The 21,589-nt window shown below is 63.7% G+C and carries 20 protein-coding genes and 2 tRNA genes; 10 read left to right on the top strand and 12 right to left on the bottom strand.

Annotated features, from left to right (window positions below):
* Positions 1–5: 5 nt before the first annotated feature.
* Positions 6–203, bottom strand: a complete 198-nt coding sequence (locus A3764_RS18420; protein WP_067919830.1) for a hypothetical protein — start codon at positions 201–203, stop codon at positions 6–8.
* 84 nt (positions 204–287) lie between these two features.
* Between A3764_RS18420 and A3764_RS18415 the strand changes: the two genes are divergently transcribed.
* Positions 288–362, top strand: a tRNA-Thr gene (locus A3764_RS18415).
* 34 nt (positions 363–396) lie between these two features.
* Here the strand turns inward: A3764_RS18415 and A3764_RS18410 are convergent.
* The 7 genes from A3764_RS18410 to A3764_RS18380 form a co-directional block, all read right to left on the bottom strand.
* On the bottom strand, positions 397–1,068 hold the full coding sequence (locus tag A3764_RS18410; protein ID WP_067919825.1) for a DUF1045 domain-containing protein: 672 nt from the start codon (positions 1,066–1,068) through the stop codon (positions 397–399).
* 3 nt (positions 1,069–1,071) lie between these two features.
* Positions 1,072–1,419, bottom strand: coding sequence for a hypothetical protein (locus A3764_RS18405; protein ID WP_067919824.1), 348 nt, complete (start codon positions 1,417–1,419; stop codon positions 1,072–1,074).
* Positions 1,416–2,087, bottom strand: a complete 672-nt coding sequence (locus A3764_RS18400; RefSeq protein ID WP_236628243.1) for a hypothetical protein — start codon at positions 2,085–2,087, stop codon at positions 1,416–1,418. Before A3764_RS18400 ends, A3764_RS18405 begins: the two co-directional genes overlap by 4 nt.
* Positions 2,084–4,324: a xanthine dehydrogenase family protein molybdopterin-binding subunit gene (locus A3764_RS18395; RefSeq protein WP_067919822.1), complete on the bottom strand. Its 2,241-nt coding sequence runs from the start codon at positions 4,322–4,324 to the stop codon at positions 2,084–2,086. The genes A3764_RS18400 and A3764_RS18395 overlap by 4 nt, the downstream gene beginning before the upstream one ends.
* A 2-nt stretch (positions 4,325–4,326) precedes the next feature.
* Positions 4,327–4,791, bottom strand: a complete 465-nt coding sequence (locus A3764_RS18390) for a (2Fe-2S)-binding protein (RefSeq protein ID WP_067919821.1) — start codon at positions 4,789–4,791, stop codon at positions 4,327–4,329.
* Positions 4,792–4,897: 106 nt separating this feature from the next.
* Entirely contained in the window at positions 4,898–6,052 is a 1,155-nt protein-coding gene (locus A3764_RS18385; RefSeq protein WP_067919864.1) for a lytic murein transglycosylase, read from the bottom strand.
* Positions 6,053–6,235: 183 nt separating this feature from the next.
* Positions 6,236–6,709 (bottom strand): CreA family protein, encoded by a 474-nt coding sequence (locus tag A3764_RS18380; protein ID WP_067919819.1) that lies wholly within the window; start codon positions 6,707–6,709, stop codon positions 6,236–6,238.
* Positions 6,710–6,844: 135 nt separating this feature from the next.
* Here A3764_RS18380 and A3764_RS18375 point away from each other — a divergent pair, with 135 nt between their 5' ends.
* From A3764_RS18375 to A3764_RS18335, 9 genes are all read left to right on the top strand, one after another.
* Positions 6,845–8,080 carry a putative DNA modification/repair radical SAM protein gene (locus A3764_RS18375; protein WP_067919817.1) on the top strand — a complete coding sequence of 412 codons (1,236 nt, stop codon included), beginning with the start codon at positions 6,845–6,847 and terminating at the stop codon, positions 8,078–8,080.
* Positions 8,080–9,567 (top strand): UdgX family uracil-DNA binding protein, encoded by a 1,488-nt coding sequence (locus A3764_RS18370; protein ID WP_067919815.1) that lies wholly within the window; start codon positions 8,080–8,082, stop codon positions 9,565–9,567. The genes A3764_RS18375 and A3764_RS18370 overlap by 1 nt, the downstream gene beginning before the upstream one ends.
* Positions 9,568–9,614: 47 nt before the next feature.
* Positions 9,615–9,691, top strand: a tRNA-Arg gene (locus tag A3764_RS18365).
* Positions 9,692–9,827: 136 nt separating this feature from the next.
* The gene (locus A3764_RS18360; protein ID WP_236628242.1) at positions 9,828–10,319 is read left to right on the top strand and encodes an RNA polymerase sigma factor; all 492 of its coding nucleotides are present in this window, start codon (positions 9,828–9,830) and stop codon (positions 10,317–10,319) included.
* Complete coding sequence (locus A3764_RS18355; RefSeq protein WP_067919811.1) at positions 10,316–11,044, top strand: hypothetical protein; 729 nt, start codon at positions 10,316–10,318, stop codon at positions 11,042–11,044. The genes A3764_RS18360 and A3764_RS18355 overlap by 4 nt, the downstream gene beginning before the upstream one ends.
* Positions 11,045–11,146: 102 nt before the next feature.
* On the top strand, positions 11,147–12,085 hold the full coding sequence (locus A3764_RS18350; protein ID WP_067919809.1) for an aldo/keto reductase: 939 nt from the start codon (positions 11,147–11,149) through the stop codon (positions 12,083–12,085).
* Positions 12,082–13,161 (top strand): NAD(P)/FAD-dependent oxidoreductase, encoded by a 1,080-nt coding sequence (locus A3764_RS18345; protein ID WP_067919808.1) that lies wholly within the window; start codon positions 12,082–12,084, stop codon positions 13,159–13,161. Before A3764_RS18350 ends, A3764_RS18345 begins: the two co-directional genes overlap by 4 nt.
* On the top strand, positions 13,158–13,814 hold the full coding sequence (locus A3764_RS18340) for a DUF938 domain-containing protein (protein WP_067919807.1): 657 nt from the start codon (positions 13,158–13,160) through the stop codon (positions 13,812–13,814). The genes A3764_RS18345 and A3764_RS18340 overlap by 4 nt, the downstream gene beginning before the upstream one ends.
* Positions 13,811–14,611 carry a glycoside hydrolase family 25 protein gene (locus tag A3764_RS18335; RefSeq protein WP_067919806.1) on the top strand — a complete coding sequence of 267 codons (801 nt, stop codon included), beginning with the start codon at positions 13,811–13,813 and terminating at the stop codon, positions 14,609–14,611. Before A3764_RS18340 ends, A3764_RS18335 begins: the two co-directional genes overlap by 4 nt.
* 113 nt (positions 14,612–14,724) lie before the next feature.
* Here A3764_RS18335 and A3764_RS18330 read toward each other — a convergent pair whose 3' ends face one another.
* From A3764_RS18330 to ggt, 4 genes are all read right to left on the bottom strand, one after another.
* Positions 14,725–17,220, bottom strand: coding sequence for a GcvT family protein (locus tag A3764_RS18330; RefSeq protein ID WP_067951907.1), 2,496 nt, complete (start codon positions 17,218–17,220; stop codon positions 14,725–14,727).
* A 149-nt stretch (positions 17,221–17,369) separates the two neighbouring features.
* Entirely contained in the window at positions 17,370–18,533 is a 1,164-nt protein-coding gene (locus tag A3764_RS18325; protein ID WP_067921010.1) for an aromatic ring-hydroxylating oxygenase subunit alpha, read from the bottom strand.
* A gap of 70 nt (positions 18,534–18,603) precedes the next feature.
* On the bottom strand, positions 18,604–20,010 hold the full coding sequence (locus tag A3764_RS18320) for an FAD-binding oxidoreductase (protein WP_067921008.1): 1,407 nt from the start codon (positions 20,008–20,010) through the stop codon (positions 18,604–18,606).
* An 8-nt stretch (positions 20,011–20,018) separates the two neighbouring features.
* The coding region (gene ggt, locus A3764_RS18315) for a gamma-glutamyltransferase (RefSeq protein WP_067951904.1) at positions 20,019–21,589 on the bottom strand (1,571 nt) is incomplete at its 5' end.

The following is a 21,589-nucleotide window of genomic DNA, read 5'->3' as shown; positions in this document are numbered from 1 at the left end:
CGCGTTCAGTCTTCCTGTTTTCGGTCCTCTGGACCGGTGCCTGTCTGCTGCGGCCCGGATGCCCCCGCGCCATCGTCCTGGGCGGCCCGTTTGCGCGCCTGTGCCTTGCGCCGCGCCATGTTCGCCTTCAGCGCCGCCTTCAGCCGATCTTCGCGGGCCGAAGGCTTTCGCGGGGTCTTTCTGGGGGCCGTATCCTCTGCCATGGGAATTGTCTAGCGCAGGCCGCGACAGGCGTCCAGATAAGGGTTGCGCCGATAGCCGAATGCGTCTAATCAGCCGCCCACGATGCTGTGGTAGCTCAGTGGTAGAGCACACCCTTGGTAAGGGTGAGGTCGAGAGTTCAATCCTCTCTCACAGCACCATCTCCTCCATCCCACCTTGCACCGCCTGCCGGCGTCATCCCCTCAACGGGACCTGTTGCAGCACGCGGAAGAGACCCTCGGTATCCTCCCCCACTAACGATAGATGCGAAAGCTGAAGGGGGGTGGCAAGAACCCCTCCGAACCAGCTTTCCGCGGCGCGGGTCGCGATCCGGGGCTCGTCCAAGCGGTCGGTCAGGGTCATGTGGAAACGGAAATCCTCCATCACGTGGGGGTAGCCGTAGTGGCGCAGATTCGCGGCTTGTCGCTTGGTCAGATGGGGCCGCATGCGGCGGTCGATCTCTGCCTGATCGAGCGGGGTGCGCAGGGGGTGAAACGCCTCCACCGCGCGGGCAGCCAATGCATTGGGTGTGGTTGCCGCGTCACGCGGCAGGGTGAGTGCGAGAAACCGCCCCAGAGAGGTTACTTGTAGCCCGGATAGTGGCATCGCACTGAGTTCGCCCCGCAGGTCGTCCAGTGCGCGGCCCAAATCGGCTTCGCTCGTATCGGGGTGCAACCGGAACGGCGGCACGATGGTTGCGTGGAAGCCGTAGCGGCGGGGTCTTTCCGTCAGCCGAGGAAGGTCGAGACCGTCAAGGTCCGGCTGCGCGACAGGCTCACCTTTGAAAATGTCCCGGCCAAGCCATGCGGCACCCGCCGCGCCCAGTTCGCCGTCAGGTGTAAAATAGACCGCGTAGCGCTGAAACATGGCTCAGACTGAATCGGCCCGGGGGTTGTTCCACAGCAGACCCAGCAGCAGCGCCGCGGTGACGACCTCGACCCCCAGCAATATCCAGAACAGAAGGCGCAGCAGCCCGCTTTCGGGCAGGGCCGCGCCGAAAGTCACCACCGCGCCCAGCAGCGCGATCACGAAAGCGCCATAGCCCGCGATGCGCCAGCCGCGCATGACGCCAAGGCCCAGCGCGAAATGCGCGGCTGACATAGCAATCGCGAAGATCGCCCAGCCGGAAAAAGCCATGAGGAGGAGCAGAAGATAGCCCGCCGCTGCCGCGAACAGCAGAAGGGCACCGGCTTGGAACTGTCTTTGTCTTCGGGTCATTGCGATGCATCCTGTCCTGTTGTCCCGTCCGGGCAGGGCTGTCCCGCCGCGCCCCATGCCAGCACGTCGTTCACATGTTGCTGCAGGCTGTAGGGGGCGGGTTCCCGCCCGCCGCCGGGTTGCCAGCCCCAAAGCACGAAGCCCCGGTGCCCGGCATCCTCCACCAGATGTTCCGCAAGGCCAAGGGCGTCCCGCCCGCCGTTCCGGTCGGGATCGGAAAGCTGGGCACAGATTTCGGCCGGGGATTTACCGAACCATTCGAATTCAACCGGGGCGAGCCGCCATTCCAGCCCGGCCTGGGGCGGCGCATGGGGGTCGTTGTCCAGCGTTTCATTCACCCTGTGGCATGTCGCGCAGGGCAAAGTCTCCGCCCCGATGCGGCTTTCCCCGGCGTTGATATTCATACCATGCGGCTGCGCCGGCCCCTCCGCGCCGCCATACCACATCGGGACATTCTCGGCCCCCACGTGACAATTGGCGCAGCGCGGGTGGGTGACAACATCATACATCCGGTCAAAGGCCGCGCGCCCCTCTTCGACAGAGACCGAACCGGCCGCGGGCGGCTCGATCAGCACCTCCGCGCCTTTTGCCAGGACCGCGCCCGCCGCCAGCATACCCGCCAGCGCGGCGGCCTTGGTCAGGGACCTATTTACCGCACGATACCTCATATGAAATCGATATGCTTGTCGAAAGGCATTTCGCGGATGCGCTGCCCGGTCGCCGCAAAGATCGCATTCGCCAGCGCGGGTGCGGCGGGCGGCACCGGCGGCTCACCGATACCGCGGACCTGCTCACCATTCTCGAGGCCCCGCACAAAGATCTCGGGGCACTGATAGAGCCGCATGCCTTCGTGGGCGTGATAGTTCGTCTGCTCGGCCATACCGTCGGCGTAGGTAATCTGCGCATTGATCGCATGGCCAAGACCGAAGACGACACCCCCCTGCACGAGGTTCTCGAAGTTCACCGGATCGACGATAGTACCGACATCGCAGGCCACCCAGACCTTGTCGATGCGGATGCCGCGTTCGGTCGCGCTCACTTCCACCACCTCGGCCACGGGGGCCGCGAAGCTTTCGACAAAGGCCACGCCCCGCCCTTTACCCGGCGGCAGCGGGCTGCCCCAGTCCGACATTTCGGCAACCGCCTCCAGCACCTTGCGCGATACGTCATGCTCCATGAGCCGGATACGTTCCTCCATCGGGTCGGCACCGGCGGCGTGGATCAACTCATCGAGGAAGCTGTCAAAGGCAAAGCCGGCGCCCACCGACCCTACCGAACGCCAGGATGACACGGGGGCCAGTTCTGCGGCGCGATAGCTGCGCATCCTGTAGTTCGGCAGATGATAGGGATTATTCCATGCACCCGCCGCGATCTGGATGTCCGGCCCCGGCACGGGGATGCCCGCACGCTGCATCTGCGAAGCCAGCACGGAAGGCGCCGCGACCGAGAGATCCATCGCCTGAACCTTTCCGTCCGCCACGAACCCCCGCCCCCGGCCTATCGCGATATGGCGCGGAAAATCGTGGGCGAAATCCTCTTCGCGGGTGTAGGTCATTTTGACCGGCGTTCCCCGAACCTGATTGGCGATTTCGGCGGTTTGCTTGATGAATTCGAACTCCAGCCGGTGGCCAAAACTGCCCCCGGTGAACTGGTTGTGGAAAATGACCTGCTCCGGGTCATGCCCCGTGATCGCCCCCACGAGGATCTGCAATTGCCGGGGCAGCTGATGGCCTGCCCAGATCTCCACCAGGTCGTCTTCAACCAGAACGATCGCGTTGAGCGGTTCCAGCGGCGCATGGGCGACATAGGGCGACCGGTATTCCGCCGTCACGACTTCCGCGCCCTCCATCGCGGCTTCGACGTCCCCGTCATCCCGCCATGTGCTGTCGAGCAAATCGTCGGTAAAGGATGCCTCCAGCGCTTGCCAGTGGTTAGCCTGCTCCGCCGGATAGGGCGCGGGACCCCAGTCGTATTTCACCGCTCCCGCCCCTTTGAAAGCGGCCCATGTGTTGTCCGCGAGCACGGCAATGCCGCCGGTGATCTCCAGCACGTCGCGCACACCGGGAACCGCGCGGGCCTCGCTGTCGTCGAAACCCTGCAATCCGCCACCCTGACGCGGGTTCGTCCGCACGGTGGCATGTACCATCCCCGGCTTTTCGAGGTCGATCCCATAGGCAAGCGTCCCGGTGGATTTGGCCACGATGTCGATACGCTTCATGGGCTTGCCGATAAGGCGCCAGGCGGAAGGATCGCGCAGCGGCACATCCTGCACCGGATCGAGCATCGCCGCATCCGCCGCCAGATCGGTATAGGCGATACGGCTGCCGTCGGGCAGCAGAACGGCGCCCGCCTGCGTCTTCAACTCCTCGCGCGGGATGCCGGTGCGCTCTGCGGCCGCCAGTTTCAGCGTTTCGCGCGCGGTGGCACCTGCCTTGCGCAGCTTGTCGAAACTGTCCGGCATGGTGGTTGAGCCGCCGGTTCCCTGCAATCCGATCAGCTTGGTAAGTCCGCCCAGAACAGCGCGGGCGGACTCCGCGGCAAAGCTTTGATCCGTCGCCATGAACGGCACGCCCTCGGCCCCCATGGCGGTGTTCCAATAGGCCTTGCTGGGCTGGCCGAAAGAAGTGGCGAACTGGCCAATTTCGAGATCCATCTCCTCGGCGATCAACACGGCCTGGGCGTGGATCGCCCCCTGGCCCAGATCGATGTGCGGCGTGATCAGCGTGATGCCCGACCCGTCGATACGGACCCACGGGTTGAACACGGCCTCGCCCTCCCCCCGGTCCGCCAGCAGCGGATTGTCGGGCGGGCTGTTCACCGCATAAACGCCAAAGGCCACGCCCCCGGCAACGGCAGCCGAACTCACCAGAAAGGCGCGGCGGGAATAGCGACGCAATCTTTCCATCCTCAGCTCCCCATCTTGGTAGCGGCGGTATGCACGGCAGCGCGGATCCGGCTGTAGGTGCCGCATCGGCAAAGGTTGCCGGACATGGCGGCATCGATCTCTTCGTCGGTCGGGGCGGGGTTCAGGTCCAGAAACGATGCGGCCTGCATGATCTGGCCGCTCTGGCAATAGCCGCATTGTGCGACCTCATGCTCGATCCATGCGGCCTGCACCGGATGCGGAGCCGCGGGGGTGCCCAGCCCTTCGATGGTGGTGATCTCTGCCCCGTCCAGTTCGCGTGCCGCGACCTGACAGGCGCGCACCGCAAGGCCATCCAGATGCACGGTGCAGGCCCCGCACTGCGCAATGCCGCAACCGTATTTCGTTCCGGTCAGTTTCAGCTCGTCCCGCAGGACCCACAACAGGGGCATATCCTCCGGCACATCGATCTGGCGCTCGGTGCCGTTGACGGTAAAGGTGGCCTGCATGGGCATACTCCTCGGCTGACGGATCGACCGACAGTCTAGCCCACCCGGCGCCAATACGCACCTGCGAGAAGGAAAAGATGCCTCTACGGAACCTGCAGGCGGCGCGTCAGTTCAGACTGCGCAGTAGCTCCATCGACGGCTCGCCCGTGGCCGGCAGACCGATGCTGGCCTGATAGGCGCTGATCGCCTTGCGACTGTTGGGGCCGATCACCCCGTCTGTCCCGTCGGTATCGAAGCCACGCGCGGTCAGGCGCTGTTGCAACGCGCGCCGGTCATCGATCGTCATCCCTGCCGCATCGGGGGGAAAGCGCCCGGTGAGCGGCCCGGCACCGGCGATCCGATCTGCCAGATGCCCCACGCCGATCGCGTATTTATCGGAGTTGTTGTAGCGCTTTATCGCACCGAAATTCGACGTCACCACAAAGCTCGGCCCGCCTGCCTGCGGCTGGATCACCGACCCGGCCCCGGCAGGGATCGTGCCCACTTCGCCGCCCCAGCGGCGACCCTGCGTCCAGCCGTTGCGCGACAGGTAGGCCGCGGTGGAGGCAAGCGCATCGGTGGGGTCTTCCGACCAGATATCCCGCCGCCCGTCGCCGCCGAAATCCACCGCGAAGGCCTGATAGGATGTGGGGATGAACTGGGTGTGCCCCATGGCGCCCGCCCAGCTGCCGGTCAGGTTCTGCGCGCTTACATCGCCGTTCTGAAGGATCTTCAGCGCGGCAATCAGCTGTTTTTCAAAGAACGCGCCCCGCCGGCCATCGAACGCCAGCGTGGAGGTTGCCGAGATGACAGGCACATCCCCGCGCCGCTCTCCGTAATAACTTTCCAACCCCCAGATCGCCGTGACGATTTCGGGCGCGACGCCATAGCGGCCTTCGATTGCCGCCAGCGTGTTCCGGTGGCGCGCGAAAGCCGCGCGGCCCTTCGTGACCCGTTCGTCCGATGCAGCGATGGCGAGGTAGTCTTCGAGCGTCCGGGTGAATTCTGTCTGGTTACGGTCCCGCCGGACGACACCGGGCAGATACCCCGTGCCCGCGAAGGCGCGCGAAAGCGTTTCAGCCGAGATCCCCTGCCCCGCGGCCCGTGTTCTGAAGGCCGCAACCCAGGCGTCGTAAGCCGCGTTGGGCACGGGACGCAGATCGTCGGGAAGGCCCGCAGGCGGTGTCAAGGCAGGCCCGGAGCCCACTGCGGACGCGGAAGAACAGGCCCCCAGCCCAAGGGCCGCCGCCCCCAAGAGAAACGTCCTGCGCGAAGATGTCATGTACTGCCGTCCCATCGGTCTGCCTTCTGATTTTTCGCCATGGTAACGCATGAAAAACCCCGCGCAAGGCGAGGTGAAGGGCCAAAGCAGGGTTGTGCGGCCTTCCGCCTGCGGCGGGTTCGCGGCCTTTCGACCGCGCTGAAAAAGGCAGGATCGCCCGCAGCAAAAATGACTTAGGGAAAGCTATTCCGTTGCACCGGAACCGAAGAGCGGCACGGTAGACATCGACATCTTGGCGGAACCGTTTTGCACGTCCCGCGCGTGGCTGATGTAGATCAGCGTCTGGTTCGTCTCGTCAAAAATCCGCTTGACCCGAAGCGTCTTGAAGATAATCGAACGTCTTTCGCTGAACACGTCCTCCCCCTCCTCCCCGCGATCGATATCGCCGATCGTGATGGGCCCTGTCTGACGGCAGGCGATGGAGGAGTTCGACGGATCCTCGAACCAGTTGCCCTTTTGCAGGCGGTCGATCAGCCCCCGCTCAAAATAGCTCAGATGGCATGTCACACCTTCGACCTTGGGGTCGGAAACAGCCTCCACCACGATGTCATTGCCCAACCAGTCGACATCGACTTTCCCGACTTCTTCGGCATGAGCGAAAGAAGCGGAGATCAGGGTACAGACAGCGGCGAGGCGGAGGGGGCGTGATATATTCATATTGCTGAACGCAGCCCTGCACTTTCCGGTTCCCCGCGCCCACTGCTTAACCGGGCGTACAACAATCGGCAGAAACTTAAACTGTGACAAACTGACTGAGTTGCCGAGGCCTACTCGTGAACATATCATGAACACATGGGAAAAATGAACCTTCAACAAAAGCTCGCCCTGTTGAGCGATGCCGCAAAGTATGACGCAAGCTGCGCATCATCCGGCACGACGAAACGCAATAGCGCAGATGGCAAGGGCCTCGGTAGCACCGAAGGCTCAGGCATCTGCCACGCCTATGCGCCGGACGGTCGCTGCATCAGTCTGCTGAAAATCCTGATGACGAACTTCTGCATCTATGATTGCGCCTATTGCGTGAACAGGGTGTCATCCAACGTCGAACGCGCCCGCTTCTCGGTGGAGGAAGTCGTCCATCTCACCACCGAATTCTATCGCCGCAACTATATCGAGGGGCTGTTTCTGTCCTCTGGCATCATCCGATCGCCGGACCAGACGATGTCGGACATGGTGCGCATCGCGCGGGAGCTGCGTCAGACGCATAATTTCCGCGGCTACATCCACCTCAAGACCATCCCCGACGCATCCCCCGAATTGATCGAGGAAGCAGGCCTGCTGGCCGACCGGCTGTCGATGAACATCGAATTGCCGACGGATGCAGGCATCAAGACCTATGCGCCTGAAAAGAACCCGGATGAGATCCGCCGCGCCATGAGCAATGTCCGCCTGCGCAAGGAAGAGGCGAAAGAGACATCCCACACCGGAAAGCGCGCCCCGAAATTCGCCCCCGCCGGGCAGTCGACCCAGTTGATCGTGGGCGCCGACGGGGCCGACGACCGAACCATTTTGCAAAGCTCTATCCGCCTCTATTCGTCCTACAAGCTGAAGCGGGTGTATTATTCCGCGTTTTCGCCCATCCCCGACAGCACGGCGAAACTGCCGCTGATCAAGCCGCCCCTCGCGCGGGAACACAGGCTCTATCAGGCGGATTGGCTTTTGCGGTTCTACGGCTTCGACGCTGCTGAAATCGCCCCGGACGCCGGTTCGGGCATGCTCGATCTGGATATCGACCCGAAACTGGCGTGGGCGCTCGCCAACCGGGGGAGCTTTCCCGTCGATGTGAACACCGCCTCCCGTGATCTGCTGCTGCGGGTGCCGGGCCTCGGCACGAAATCGGTTTCCCGTATCCTCGCCGCCCGTCGGAGCGGCTCGCTGGGATATGATGACCTGCGGCGGCTGGGTGCCTTGGTCAAGAAAGCCAAACCCTTCATCAGCACGCGTGACTGGCACCCCGGCAGGCTGACGGATACCGCGAACCTCCGGGCACGTTTCGCCCCGCCGCCTGAACAGCTTCAGCTTTTCTGATGTACCGGGTCGAGCTGCCGCGCCTCGGAACCTTCGATGCCTGGCGCAACCATGCCCGCACCCTCGCCCTGGGCGGTGCGCGTGCTGAGGAGGTGGAGTGGACCCTTGAAGGCGAGGCGCCCGGTCTTTTCGGCGGGGCCGCGCCGCCGACACCGCGACCAGATGCAGTGCTGAACGTACCCAAGTCCTTCCCCGATCTCGCGCGCCAAGTCTGTGCGAGCCGTGAACCCGGTGTTTTTTTCCTGCTCTACCGGCTGCTGCTTCGCCTTTCGTCGGAACCCCGGCTGCTATCCAACCGTGCCGATGCGGATGTTCAGCGGGCCGAAGAAATCGCCAAGAACATCCGCCGCGACATGCACAAGATGAAAGCTTTCGTGCGTTTCCGAAAGGTGCCGGGGGAAAATACGGGCCGGCGACAGTTCCTGTCGTGGTTCGAACCGGATCACAGGATCGAGGAACTTGTGGCGGGTTTTTTCAGCCGGCGGTTTTCAGACATGGACTGGGCCATCGTGACGCCGGAAGTCACCACAACTCTCAGGAATGGCGTGTTGGAGCAAAGAGCGATCCCCAGTGCGCCCCTGTCGCTCGAAGACGAAACCGAGGAATTGTGGCGCACCTACTACGCCAACATCTTCAATCCGGCGCGTCTGAAAACCAAGGCGATGCAGGCCGAGATGCCAAAAAAATACTGGAAGAACCTGCCGGAAGCGGCACTGATCCCCGGCCTCATCGCAGACGCGGAAAACCGCATGCGGCAGATCCAGGAAAGCGCACCCACCCTTCCCCCTCTCCGCGCAGAACGCATTCTTCACCGGCTTCCAGAGGCATCGGCGGAAAGCACCCCTCCGGCGGACAGCCTGAATGCGCTCACTGCCCAGATGAAGGGCTGCAGCCTGTGCCCGCTCTATGAGAATGCGACGCAGGTGGTCCCCGGCGCGGGGCCCGAAGACGCCACATTGATGATCGTGGGCGAACAACCGGGCGACAAGGAAGACCTCGCCGGTCGCCCTTTCATCGGCCCTGCGGGGCAAGCCTTCGACGCGGTAGCGCGGGAGGTGGGGCTGAACCGTCAGGCGACCTATGTCACCAATGCGGTCAAACACTTCAAATTCCAGCCGCGTGGCAAACGGCGCATCCATCAAAGCCCGAACACGAGCGAGGTGAATCACTGCCGCTGGTGGCTGGACAGGGAAATCGCACAGGTGAAACCCAAACTCCTGATCGCCCTCGGCGCGACGGCTGCCTTGGCGCTGACGGGAAACGGCAAGAATATCACCCGCAGGCGCGGCACGGTCGAACAGGGCACCGCCGGTATTCCGGTCTTCATAACCGTGCACCCGGCCTTTCTGCTGCGGCAGGCATCCGACGCGAGCCGCGATGCCGAAACGGCCCGCTTCCGCGAAGACCTGCGCACCGTGGCCGCCATGGTCAGTGCACTCGAAGCAGACACCGCAACCTCAATCACCGCAGATGGCCCGGGCCAGTAACCACCAACCGTTGCGTCCCCTATGGCAAGGCGCTAACAAGGCATCACGGTCCCGTAGCTCAACTGGATAGAGCACCTGACTTCTAATCAGGATGTTGGGGGTTCGAGTCCTCCCGGGATCGCCAGAATGGTGATATTGTGCCGCATGTCGATAGACGCGAATGGCACAGCCGAACCTACATCCCGGCTCCCTTTTCTCTCACCCGCGATCACCGTTTGCGGAAGCCTGAAATCTCAGTATCTTTCGGCATGCCTTCGCCCATGCATATCGAACATTTGCTGCCCGAGTTTCGGGCCTATGCAAAGGCTATCTGCGCCTCTGCCAGTGATGCCGAGGATCTGGTGCAGGACGCCGTGGAACGGGCGCTCAGGAGCGAGAGCAGGCCCGATGGCCCCGATGCGCTTCGGCCCTGGATGTTCCGGGTCATTCGCAACCTGCATTACGACGAGCTGCGGAAAAAACGTGTCCGCAGGGAATATTTTGCCGCCGAGAAACGTCTATCTGAAGAGACGGCCACGACCGACGCCGCCCGGGACGTTCTGGTTCGTTTGGCCTTTGAAAAACTGTCAACCGATATGCGGGAGGTTCTCTTCCTCGTGGATATCATGGGGCTGAAATACGCGGAGGCCGCGAAGGTGATGGAAGTGGCGAACGGAACCGTGATGAGCCGCATAAGCCGGGCGCGCAAGGCGCTTTTGATCCTGGTGGAAGGATCGCGAACGAGCGAAGACGAGAAGAAGCAAAGCAGATGACCGAGCTGAACGAAAAAGACTGGGAACTGATCAACGCCTATCACGACGGTGAACTGGGCAAGGCGGAGCGCCGCGCGGTCGAGCGCCGCCTGAAGGCAGAGCCGTCGCTTGATGCGGCTCTGAACGACATCGCCGGGATATCAAAAAGCCTCGGCTCCCTCCGTCCGGCGGCGCCGGTGCAGGCGGCCGCCCCCGCGAACAACAATCGGCGGCCGGTGATCTGGCTGACAGCCGGGATATTGGCGGCAACCATCGCAATAGCGGCGATGCTCGGACCGAGGTTCCTGGCTGAACCGAGCGTTTTCGATCTGCATGCGGAATTCGCCAGCCAGACCTACTCAGTAGAGGGCAATGACATGCGCTCCGTCTCGGCGCTGTCGGATGTGAATACCCCGGATCTATCCGCGGCGAACCTGACGCCCGTTACCTTCAAGGAGACAGAAGAGGGCAGCATCGCCCATTACGCCGGGCTTAATGGTTGCCGACTTTCCTATTTTCGAGGCTCATTCGATCAGAGCCGCGAGGCCCGCGCCAACGGGGAGGAGATCGCGGCATGGTCCACGGATGATGGCGTTGGCCACATGATCGTTGCCACCGGCATGGATCAGCAAAGGTTCGATGCGATCGCGTCCTATCTGAAGCTGCAAACCCGGCAGGAGACCACGGCAACGGTCCTCGCCCAGTTGGAAGGGATCACCACAACCGCTGCCCCCTGCATAGGTTAACGGAAGCGGATTGGTCGCACCGCCCCGACCTATCCTTCTGGATAGGTCCGTTGGCGACCTTCGTTGTTGCACTACGCTGTTCAAGGTGCGACCAATCCCAGCATGAACAACAACTTGACCAGCCCCGACGGCAGTGCCGCAAGCCGGTTCGCCTTCGGCACCATGCAGTTCGGCGGCCGGGCCGATGCGCGGCAATCGCGTGAGATGTTCGATGCCTGCGTCGAAGCGGGAATAAACCATTTCGACACCGCCCATCTCTATACCGATGGCGCGGCGGAAACGCTGCTGGGCACGATGATCGGTGAACGTCGGGACGCGCTCATCATCGCGACCAAGGCGGCCTATGAGCCGCCCGCCAGCCACGACGCGCTTTTCGCATCCGTCGACACTTCGCGGCAGCGTCTTGGGATCGATACGCTCGACGTTCTCTACCTGCACCGCTTCGATCCTGACACCCCGTTGGAGGAAAGCATGGCCGCCTTGGCGGAGCTGAAGGATCTGGGGCGCATCCGCTACGCGGGGTTGTCGAACTTCGCCGCGTGGCAGGTCGTCCACGCCCAGCATATCGCGGCCCGCCACGACCTGCCGATTTCGGTCATCCAGCCCATGTACAACCTCGTCAAACGGCAGGCGGAGGTCGAGATTCTGCCAATGGCGCAAGCGCTCGGGATCGATGTTGCGCCCTATTCGCCTCTGGGTGGCGGTTTGCTGACAGGCAAATACGGGCGCGGTGAGGACGGTCGGCTGAAACAGGATCCGCGCTATGCCGCCCGCTACGCGGATACGGCCCTTTATGACGCCGCGATTGAGTTGCAAAAGATTGCCCGGGAAAGCGGTCACCACCCTGCGACACTTGCCGTTGCCTGGGTGGCGGCGCACGAAGCGGCGCCCATGCCCATCATCTCGGCCCGCGACATCGACCAGCTTGCTCCGTCGCTTGCTGCAATGCAGATGCAACTCCCCCCGGATTTGCTGGTTCAACTGAACGCACTGGTGCCACCCCCGCCCCCCGCCACCGACCGGAGCGAGGAAGTGGAATGATCGACTATATCGTCATCGGCGGCGGGATCGCCGGTCTCTCTGCGGCGGCCCGACTTTCGGAAAAGGCGGAAGTTCTGGTGCTGGAGCGGGAAACAGCACTCGGCTATCACGCATCCGGTCGCTCCGCCGCGCTGTTCGAACAGAATTACGGCAAGCCCAGCACCATCGCCCTGAACAGGGCCAGCGCGGAATACCACTTCGAAGCAAATGGCGGCTATCTCAGCCCCCGGGGGCTGCTGATCCTCGGCCGCCCCCATGAGCGGGAGGCTTTCGACACCGATGCGCAAACCATGGGCGTCACGCGCATCACCCTCGACGAGGCGCAAAAGCTGGTGCCGGTGATAGATACCGGCAAACTCTCCGACGCCGCCTACCATGAAGCGGCCTATGACATCGACACCGACCGGATGCTGCAGGATTTCGTCCGTCAACTGAAGGCAAACGGGGGGCGCGTGGAAACCGGGGCAGAGGTCACGGGTATCGACCGGCAGGACGGGGCGTGGCATGTCAGCACGACAGCGGCCCGCTACACCGCGCGGCACGTGGTAAACGCGGGCGGCGCTTGGGCCGATGCATTGGCGGCGATGGCCGGTATCGCGCTCTTGGGCATTGTGCCGCATCGGCGTTCCATGGCGCGCCTGCCTGCACCGGGGGGGCATGATCCGGCGTCCTGGCCGATGTTCTTCGGCGTGGGCGAAAGCTGGTACGCCAAGCCCGACGCGGGCGCGCTTCTGGTCTCTCCCGCCGATGAAGACCCGGTAGAGCCCCACGATGCCTGGGCCGATGACATGGTGCTTGCCGAAGGGCTGGCCCGCTACGAAGAGGTAGTGACCACGCCGGTCACGCGGTTGCTGACCTCCTGGGCCGGATTGCGCAGTTTTGCCCCGGACCGGACGCTGGTGCTGGGCCCCGACCCGGCGGAGCCATCCTTTCTGTGGTGCGCGGGCCAAGGCGGTTATGGGTTCCAGACGGCTCCCGCGGCCTCGGCCTTGCTGGCGGCACTCACCTTCGGCAGAACACCGGCGCTTCCTCCAGATATAGTAGCCCAATTGACGCCCGATCGGCTGCGACAGTGAGCCGAAAGCTGCCGCCCAGCGCCAGCGTGGCGCAGACCGGCAGCGACCGGCGGATGTATGCCCCCGCCGCGGCACGCAACGCGAAGCCGCTGACCGAACTGCTGCTGGCACATGGCCCCACCGCCGGCGCGGCGCTTGAGCTTGCCAGCGGCACCGGTGAACACGTCGTTCATTTCGGCACCGCCCTGCCCGGCCTGCAGTGGCAGCCCAGCGACATCGACCCGGCGCGGCGCGACAGCATCGACGCCCATGTCGCGGCCTCCGGGCTGACCAACATCCTGCCTGCGCTGCCGCTGGATGCGGCGCAACCGGGGTGGTCCAAGGATCTCGAACCGCAGCAGCTGGTGCTTGTCGTCAACCTGTTTCACCTCTTGCCGATGTCGGATGTCCGCAGGATCATCACCGAAACCGCCCGGGCTCTGGCACCGGGGGGAAGCCTGATTGTCTATGGCCCGTTCAGACGTGGCGGGGCGCTGATCAGCGAAGGAGATCGCAAGTTCGATGCGGAGCTTCGGACCGCCGATCCGACGAGCGGCTACAAGGACGATCTCGACATCGTGCGCCTGCTCAGCGATGCTGCGTTGAGCCCCATCGACCGGGTCGACATGCCCGCGAACAACCTTGCCCTCATAGCACGGAACCCCCCTTCATGAGTATTACGAGTATCCTTTCCCCGCGCCGTCTTGCGCTTGGGCTTGCTGTCCTTCTCGCGGGCTGTGCGGCAGGTCCCGATCCTGTCCCGCGGCTGGGCAGCGTGACCCCACCGCTTTTCGGGGATCGCAACCCGGCGCAATTCGCCGAACCCACCCCCGCACGCTACGCCGTGCATGGCATCGACGTGGCGCGGTTTCAGGACAGCATCGACTGGGTCGCGGCCCGCGAGGCCGGGGTCAACTTCGCCTTCATCAAAGCCACGGAAGGCGGGGACCGCCGCGACGTGATGTTCGACGATCACTGGAACGGCGCGCTGTCCGCCGGGGTCGCGCGCGGGGCCTATCACTTCTACTATTTCTGCACCTCGCCCGAGGACCAGGCGCGCTGGTTCATCGCGAATGTCCCGAAGACACCGGGGGACCTGCCGCCCCTGCTCGATATGGAATGGAACCCCTTTTCCCCGACCTGCGCCCACCGGCGGCCCCCCGCCGATGTGGTTCAGGACGAGATGCGCAGGTTCCTGACCCTCGTGACCGCCCATTACGGCCAGCGGCCCATCATCTACACCACTCCGAAATTCTACCGGGAGAACGAGCTTTCCGCCTTTGAGGGGTATGAATTCTGGCTGCGCTCCACCGCCAAGACACCGGAGCAGGTTTACACCGGCAAACCGTGGCGTTTCTGGCAGTACAGTTCGACCGGCATCGTGCCCGGCGCGGGAGGTGATATCGACCTCAATGCGTTTTCGGGCAGTGCGGACGACTGGGTCATCTGGCTTACCCAGCGGCGCCTCTGACGTGCCGTCCGCGCCTTCCCCGCTGCGATGCGCGGGGGCCAACGTGAGATTTGAGTATTTGTAAAAGGTTGAAGGGGCGCGGCGAAAGCGGCGCCCCTTTTCAATGAGCGCGGTCAGCCGTCTTGGCGGATGGTCGTGTTCTTCGGGTCATAGGGGCTGTCTTCGACCACCTCAGCGTCCCAGAGCCGGTCGAACATCTTTACCATCAGCTTGGTCCCGACCTCGGCGTGCTCCGGCTTGACGTAGCCCATGCCGATGCTCTTGCCGAAAGCGACGGAGTAGCCACCGGAGGTCAGGCGGCCAGTGCGCGTGTCGCCCGCGTAGAGCACCTCGCGCCCCCATGGGTCGGCGTCATCGGGGCCATCGATCAGCAGGGTCACGCATTTGGCGCGAATGCCATGGTCTGCCATCGCCTGCTTGCCATGGAAATCCTTGTTCATGTCGACGAAACGCGGCAAGTCGGCCTCCAACGGTGTGGCATCGCGGCCCAGTTCGTTGCCGAAGGCGCGGTAGCTCTTTTCCTGCCGCAGCCAGTTTTGCGCCCGGGCACCCACCAGCTTCATGCCGTGCTTTTCGCCCGCCTTTTCCAAGAGGTCGAAAAGGTAGTTCTGCATCTCGATGGGGTGATGAAGCTCCCACCCCAACTCGCCGGTGTAGGCCACCCGGATCGCGCGAACCGGGCACATGCCCAGTTCGATGTTGCGCATGGTGAGCCAGGGGAAGCGCTTGTTCGACAGTACGGTCGATGGGTCGGCGTCTTTCACAACCTCGTTCAACACGTCGCGCGATTTGGGCCCCGCTATGGCGAAGACACCCCATTGCGTGGTCACGTCGTGGCATTCGATATAGCCGAACTCCGGCGTCTTGTCCGCAATCGCCTTGCGCAGATAGTCGGAATCGTATGCCGTCCATGCCCCGGCGGAAACGAGGTAATATTCATCCTGCGCCAGACGGACGATGGTATATTCCGTGCGGGTGGTGCCCGCGCCGGTCAGCGCATAGGTCAGGTTGATCCGCCCGACCGAGGGCAGCTTATTGCAGGTAAACCAGTCAAGAAACTGCGTAGCACCCGGCCCCTTCACGAGGTGTTTGGTAAAGGCGGTGGCATCGATCAGGCCCACGCCCTCGCGGATCGCCTTGGCTTCTTCCACCGCGTATTGCCACCATTTGCCGCGCCGGAAGCTGCGGCTGTCGTGGTCGGAAAACCCTTCGGGCGCGAAATAATTGGGGCGTTCCCAACCGTTGACCCAGCCGAACTGCGCGCCTCGGGCGGCCTGACGGTCATAGGCGGGCGATGTGCGCAAGGGCCGGCACGCGGGGCGCTCTTCGTCGGGGTGGTGGAGGATATAGACGTGTTCGTAGGCCTCCTCGTTCTTGCGGGCGGCGAATTCGGTGGTCATCCAGTCGCCGTAGCGCTTGGGGTCGAGCGATGCCATATCGATCTCCGCCTCACCGTCGACCATGAGCTGCGCGAGATAATAGCCGGTGCCGCCCGCTGCGGTGATCCCGAAAGAGAAGCCTTCGGCCAGCCACATGTTGCGCAGGCCGGGCGCAGGACCCACCAGCGGGTTGCCATCGGGCGTGTAGCAGATCGGCCCGTTGAAATCGTCCTTCAGACCGCAGTCTTCCGCCGAGGGGATGCGGTGGTTCATGGCCATGTACTGATCCTCGATCCGGTCGAGATCGAGCTGGAACAGATCGGCGCGGAAGCTGTCGGGCACGCCATATTCAAAGCGGGCGGGCGCGCCCTTTTCATAGACGCCGAGGATCCAGCCGCCGCGTTCCTCCCGCACGTAGCTTTGCGCATCGGCGTCGCGGATCACGGGATGTTCGACATTGCCCTCTTCGCGGCGGAACTTCACCAGTTCGGGGTCCTGATCCATTACGATGAACTGATGTTCGACCGGGATCGCCGGCATCTTGATACCCAGCATCTTCGCGGTGCGCTGCGCGTGGTTGCCGCTGGCGGTGACCACATGTTCCGCGGTGATGACGATCTGTTCGTCGGAGGGCACGAGGTTCCCGCCCTTTTCGATCATCTTGGAACAGGTGACCTCCCAGGCCTCGCCGTTCCAGTGGAAGGCATCGGCCTGCCACTTCCGCTCGATCGCCACGCCGCGCTGGCGCGCGCCCTTGGCCATCGCCATGGTCACATCCGCCGGGTTAATGTAGCCGTCGGTCTGGTGGTAGAGCGCACCCTTGAGGTCTTCGGTCCGGATCAGCGGCCATTTCGCCTTGATCTGTTCGGGCGTAAGCCATTCGTAGGGCACGCCGCATGTCTCGGCGGTGGAGGCATAGAGCATGTATTCATCCATGCGCTCATCCGTCTGGGCCATGCGCAGGTTGCCCACCACGGCAAAGCCCGCGTTCAGCCCGGTTTCTTCCTCGAGGGTCTTGTAGAACTTGATGGAATAGTCGTGGATATGCGTCGTGGCATAGGACATGTTGAAATAGGGCAGCAGACCCGCCGCGTGCCATGTGGAGCCGGAGGTGAGTTCGTCCCGCTCCAGCAGCATGACATCTTCCCAGCCCGCGCGCGCCAGATGATAGGCGATCGACGTACCGACCGCGCCCCCGCCCACGACGAGCGCCTTGACCTGCGTTTTCATTTCCCGACTCCCTGCAAGCAACTTGCCCCCTTTTAGAGGCGCGGCGGGAAAACCGCGCCCAACCGCCGACTTGTCATGGCTGAAAACCGACTTCGGACAATCGGTGCAAGCTCATGTTCATGCTCGCTTCGTCGGCGCAGGGGGTCAGGCTATGCAGTCACGGGCCGCGGCGCGTGATCCGCCGCCCATGCGCGGTACAGCCCGTGGAAATGGCGCATCGCAAGTTCGGAAATGCCATGATCCTCCGGGTCGGTCACGTACCATCCGTGCTGAAACCCCCGCTGTGCCATGCCGCGCTGCACGTTCTCGCATAGTGCCCTGTCTTCCTGCGAAACGACTTTGGTGGTCCAGACCGACCGCAGGCGATCGCGCTCCTCCGCACCTGCGTCGGTAGGCCGGGCAGGTTTCAGCGAGAGGGTATAGCGCGATGTCCGCCCCGGCCCCAATGGATCGAACCGAGAGACATAAAAGTTCTGCGTGCCGGGAAATCGCCCCAGCGTAATGTTGGGGAAGAGCCACCAGAAGGTTCCCACCAGAACGTCGTGGTCGAGGTCGAGCGGAAAAGCCCGGTTATCGGCTTTCCGCTTGGTGGGTGCCTCCTGATAGGTAAAGTTCGGGAACAGTGAAAAGCGGCTGTCCGGGATGGCCATCATCTCGTTGAAATCGGGATGCGCCGTCTGGCAGTGGTAACATTCGAGGTAATTGTCCAACATGACCTTCCAGTTGGACTCGCATATGTACGTATGGCCGAATTCCGCGCCCTCCCGGTTCGGGACATAGCGCGCGAGTTCTGGACAGGCCCGCAGAAGCTGCCCTTCCAACCCCGGGGCATATTCCCGCAATGGCGCCGCATTATTCCCCGGGTTGATGAACAGCAGCCCCGCCAGATTGTCGAGCGCGATCGGGATCAGTTTGAACCTGTCGAAATCCCCAGAGCGACGGGACAGTCCGCGCGCCCCGCGCAACGCTCCGTCAAGGCCGAACGTCCAGGCATGATACGGGCAGGTTATGCGGCTCTTGTTACCATGCCCTTCAACAAGACGATGGCCCCGGTGCGGGCAGACATTGGCGAAACATCTCAACTCTCCGTCCTGTGTACGGACAATGAAATAATCCTGATCCTGAATGGTGAAGCTGTAGAAGTCCCCCGGTGCCGAAGCATCGCTTTCGTGGCAAGCAAATTGCCATGTCTCATGAAGCAGGTGACGTTTTTCGGCCTCCGTCACCGCGGGATCGAGGTAATAATGCGCTTCCAGCGTGCCTTCCTGCCGGTCCTGTCCCTCCGCGATGCCCGAAACGATCTCAGCCTTCATGCGTTTCTCCCCCCAATTTCAACTGTGAGGTTATCGAGCCGAGCAACAAGACGACTGCCGAAAAACGACGTCAGGTCGCGGATGAAAGGATCTTGCCCGGATTCATGATGTTCTGCGGATCGAGCGCATGTTTGATCTTGCCCATCACATCGACTGCATCGCCAAGCTCGCGGCTCAGATAGGCCTGCTTGCCCTGCCCTATGCCATGTTCGCCGGTGCAGGTGCCCTCCATCGAAATCGCCAGGTCGGCCAGCCAACTGACGTAATCCTCGGCATGCCGCACCTCCTGCTCGTCTTCCATGTCCAACAGCAAGGAGGCATGGAAATTCCCGTCACCCGCATGGCCCACGATAGGGGCGATGAGCCCGAGTTCCGTTGCCTTGTCCTGCGCGGCCACCACCGCCTCAGCAAGGCGCGAGATGGGCACGCAAACGTCCGTGGCCACCGCCTTGCAGCCGGGGCGAAGCGCCAGCATCGCCCAATAGGCATCGTGCCGGGCCTGCCACAGGCGGTTGCGGTCCTCCGCCCGGGTCACGGCTTCGAACCCGGTGCCGCCGACCTCCGATGCGAGGTCACCGAAGATCTCTGCCTGTTCGACGACGCCCGCCTCGGTGCCATGAAATTCCAGCAGCAACAGCGGTGTGGCAGGCAGATCGAGGCCAGAGTGGGCGTTGATCGCGCCCACTGTCTGCGCATCCAGAAGCTCGATCCGTGCGACCGGCAACCCATACTGCACCACGGCCATCACCGCTTCGCAGGCGGCCCGGACACTGGGAAAGGAACACCGCGCGGAAGAGATGGATTCCGGTATCCCCTGAAGCCGCAGGGTCAGTTCCGTGATCACGCCCAGCGTGCCTTCGGCCCCCACCAGCAATCGGGTCAGATCGTAGCCCGCCGATGATTTTCGCGCCCGTTGGCCGGTGCGCACGACGCTGCCGTCCGGCATCACCGCCTCGACGCTCAGCACATTGTCCTTCATCGTGCCGTATCGCACCGCGTTGGTGCCCGACGCCCGCGTTGCCGCCATTCCGCCGAGCGAGGCATTGGCGCCGGGATCGATGGGAAAGAACAGCCCCATGTCCCGCAGATGCGTGTTCAACTCCTGCCGCGTGACCCCGGGCTGGACCCGGCAATCAAGATCGCCTGCGTTGACCGCGACAACGGCGTTCATCTCCGAAAGGTCGATGCAGATGCCGCCCGCCGGGGCGTTCACATGACCTTCGAGCGAGGTGCCCGTGCCGAAGGGAATGACCGGCACCCGGTGCTCGGCACAGGTCCGAACGATCTCGGCCACCTCCTCGGTGGAGCGTGCAAAGATCACCGCGTCGGGCGCCTGCGTGGGGATCCATGTGGTGGTATGGCCATGCTGCGAGCGAATCGCCTCGCCCGTCTGGAACCGTTCACCGAACCGCTGCTTCAGCACCCCCGAAGCGCTCGCGATGCCGCTCTCGTTGCGTTTCACTTCCGCCTCTCCCATAGCGGCCGTCACGGCCTGTCCCCCATCGCGATGCCTTCGCGGCGCGGATCGGCGCCGCCCCGCAGGTCATCGCCGATGGATATGATATGCAACCCCGACGTCAGCGCCCTCAGGTTCGTCTCGAACCCCATGGCGGCCAGCGGTTCGGCAAGCTCTGCCGCGGCTGTGCCCTCCTCCAGATCATAGGCGCCGAAGCGGTTGACCGCATGGGGCTGGGCGGAGGCCTCTTGCACGTCGTAGCCCCAGTCGACTACTCCCATGATCGCCTCGGCCACGTAGCCGATGATGCGGCTCCCGCCGGGGCTGCCCAGCGCCAGAACGGGCGCGCCGTCTTTCATCACGATGGTCGGCGCCATGCTGGAACGCGGGCGTTTGCCCGGCTCCACCCGGTTGGCGATGGGGCGGCCATCCTCATGGCTGCGGAATGAGAAATCTGTAAGCTCGTTATTCAGCAGGAACCCCCGCACCATGAGACGCGAGCCAAAGCCGTTCTCGATCGTGGTCGTCATGCTGGCCACGTTGCCCGCCGCATCGACGATGGAGATATGGGAGGTCGACGGCAGTTCGATAGAGGCATCATCGGCCCAGAGCAGGGCATGGTCAAAGGCCGGCTCCCCCGCCTCAACCTCGGCAAGGCTGCCCGATCCTTCCAGCAGTTTCGTACGCGAGGCGAGGTATTCGGCGTCCAACAGCCCGGAGACGGGAACCGGAACGAAATCGCTGTCGGCCAGATAGCGGCCCCGGTCCGCGAAGGCGAGCCGGGAGGCATCCCCGATGAGCCGCCGTACCTGCGGATCCCCGGGTCCGGCGCTCAGGTCATAGGGTTCGAGAAGGCCCAGTATCTGCCCAACCGCCACGGCCCCCGAAGACGGCGGGCCCATGCCGCAGACCTCATGGCCCCGATAGGGTCCGCATACGGCGGCCCGCTCCTTCACCGCGTAAATCGAAAGATCCACCCCCGAAAGCACGCCGGGGTTGGCCGCACCGCGCACTGTCGCCACGATATCCTCGGCGATGGGGCCGGTGTAGAAGGCCGCCGAACCGCCTTCCGCAAGCGCGTCGAGAGTTTCGGCATAAGCCGGGTTCAGCAAGGTCGCCCCCGCCTCGATCGGCAGGCCGCCCGGCAGGAAATATGCCGCCGTAGCGGGCGCGGAAGCCAGACGTTCGGCATCGTCGGCGACCAGCCCGGCAAGGCGCGGCGATACGGCGAAACCGCTCCGTGCCATGCGGGCCGCTGGTGCCAGCAAAGACGCCCAGTCGAGCGTGCCCCAACGCCGGTGCGCTTCCTCCATCAGCGCGGGTGTGCCGGGCGTGCCGACCGACAGGCCCCCGACAACCGCATCGAAGAATTTCAACGGCTCACCCGCATCGTCCTGAAACAGCCGCGGAGTCGCTTCGAGCGGAGCAGTCTCCCGCCCGTCCAGCGTCGTGAGTTCGCCACTGGCCGCATCATACCATACCAGAAAGGCCCCGCCGCCCAGACCCGAAGACTGCGGCTCGACCAGCCCCAACATTGCCTGAACGGCGACCAGCGCGTCGGCCGCGCTGGCCCCACGGGCCAGGACATCCGCACCCACCT

It is taken from the genome of Sulfitobacter sp. HI0129 (assembly GCF_001635395.1).
GTDB lineage: Bacteria > Pseudomonadota > Alphaproteobacteria > Rhodobacterales > Rhodobacteraceae > Sulfitobacter.
The sequence above is the reverse complement of the archived record's forward strand: the minus strand, read 5'-3'. Positions and strand labels throughout refer to the sequence as shown.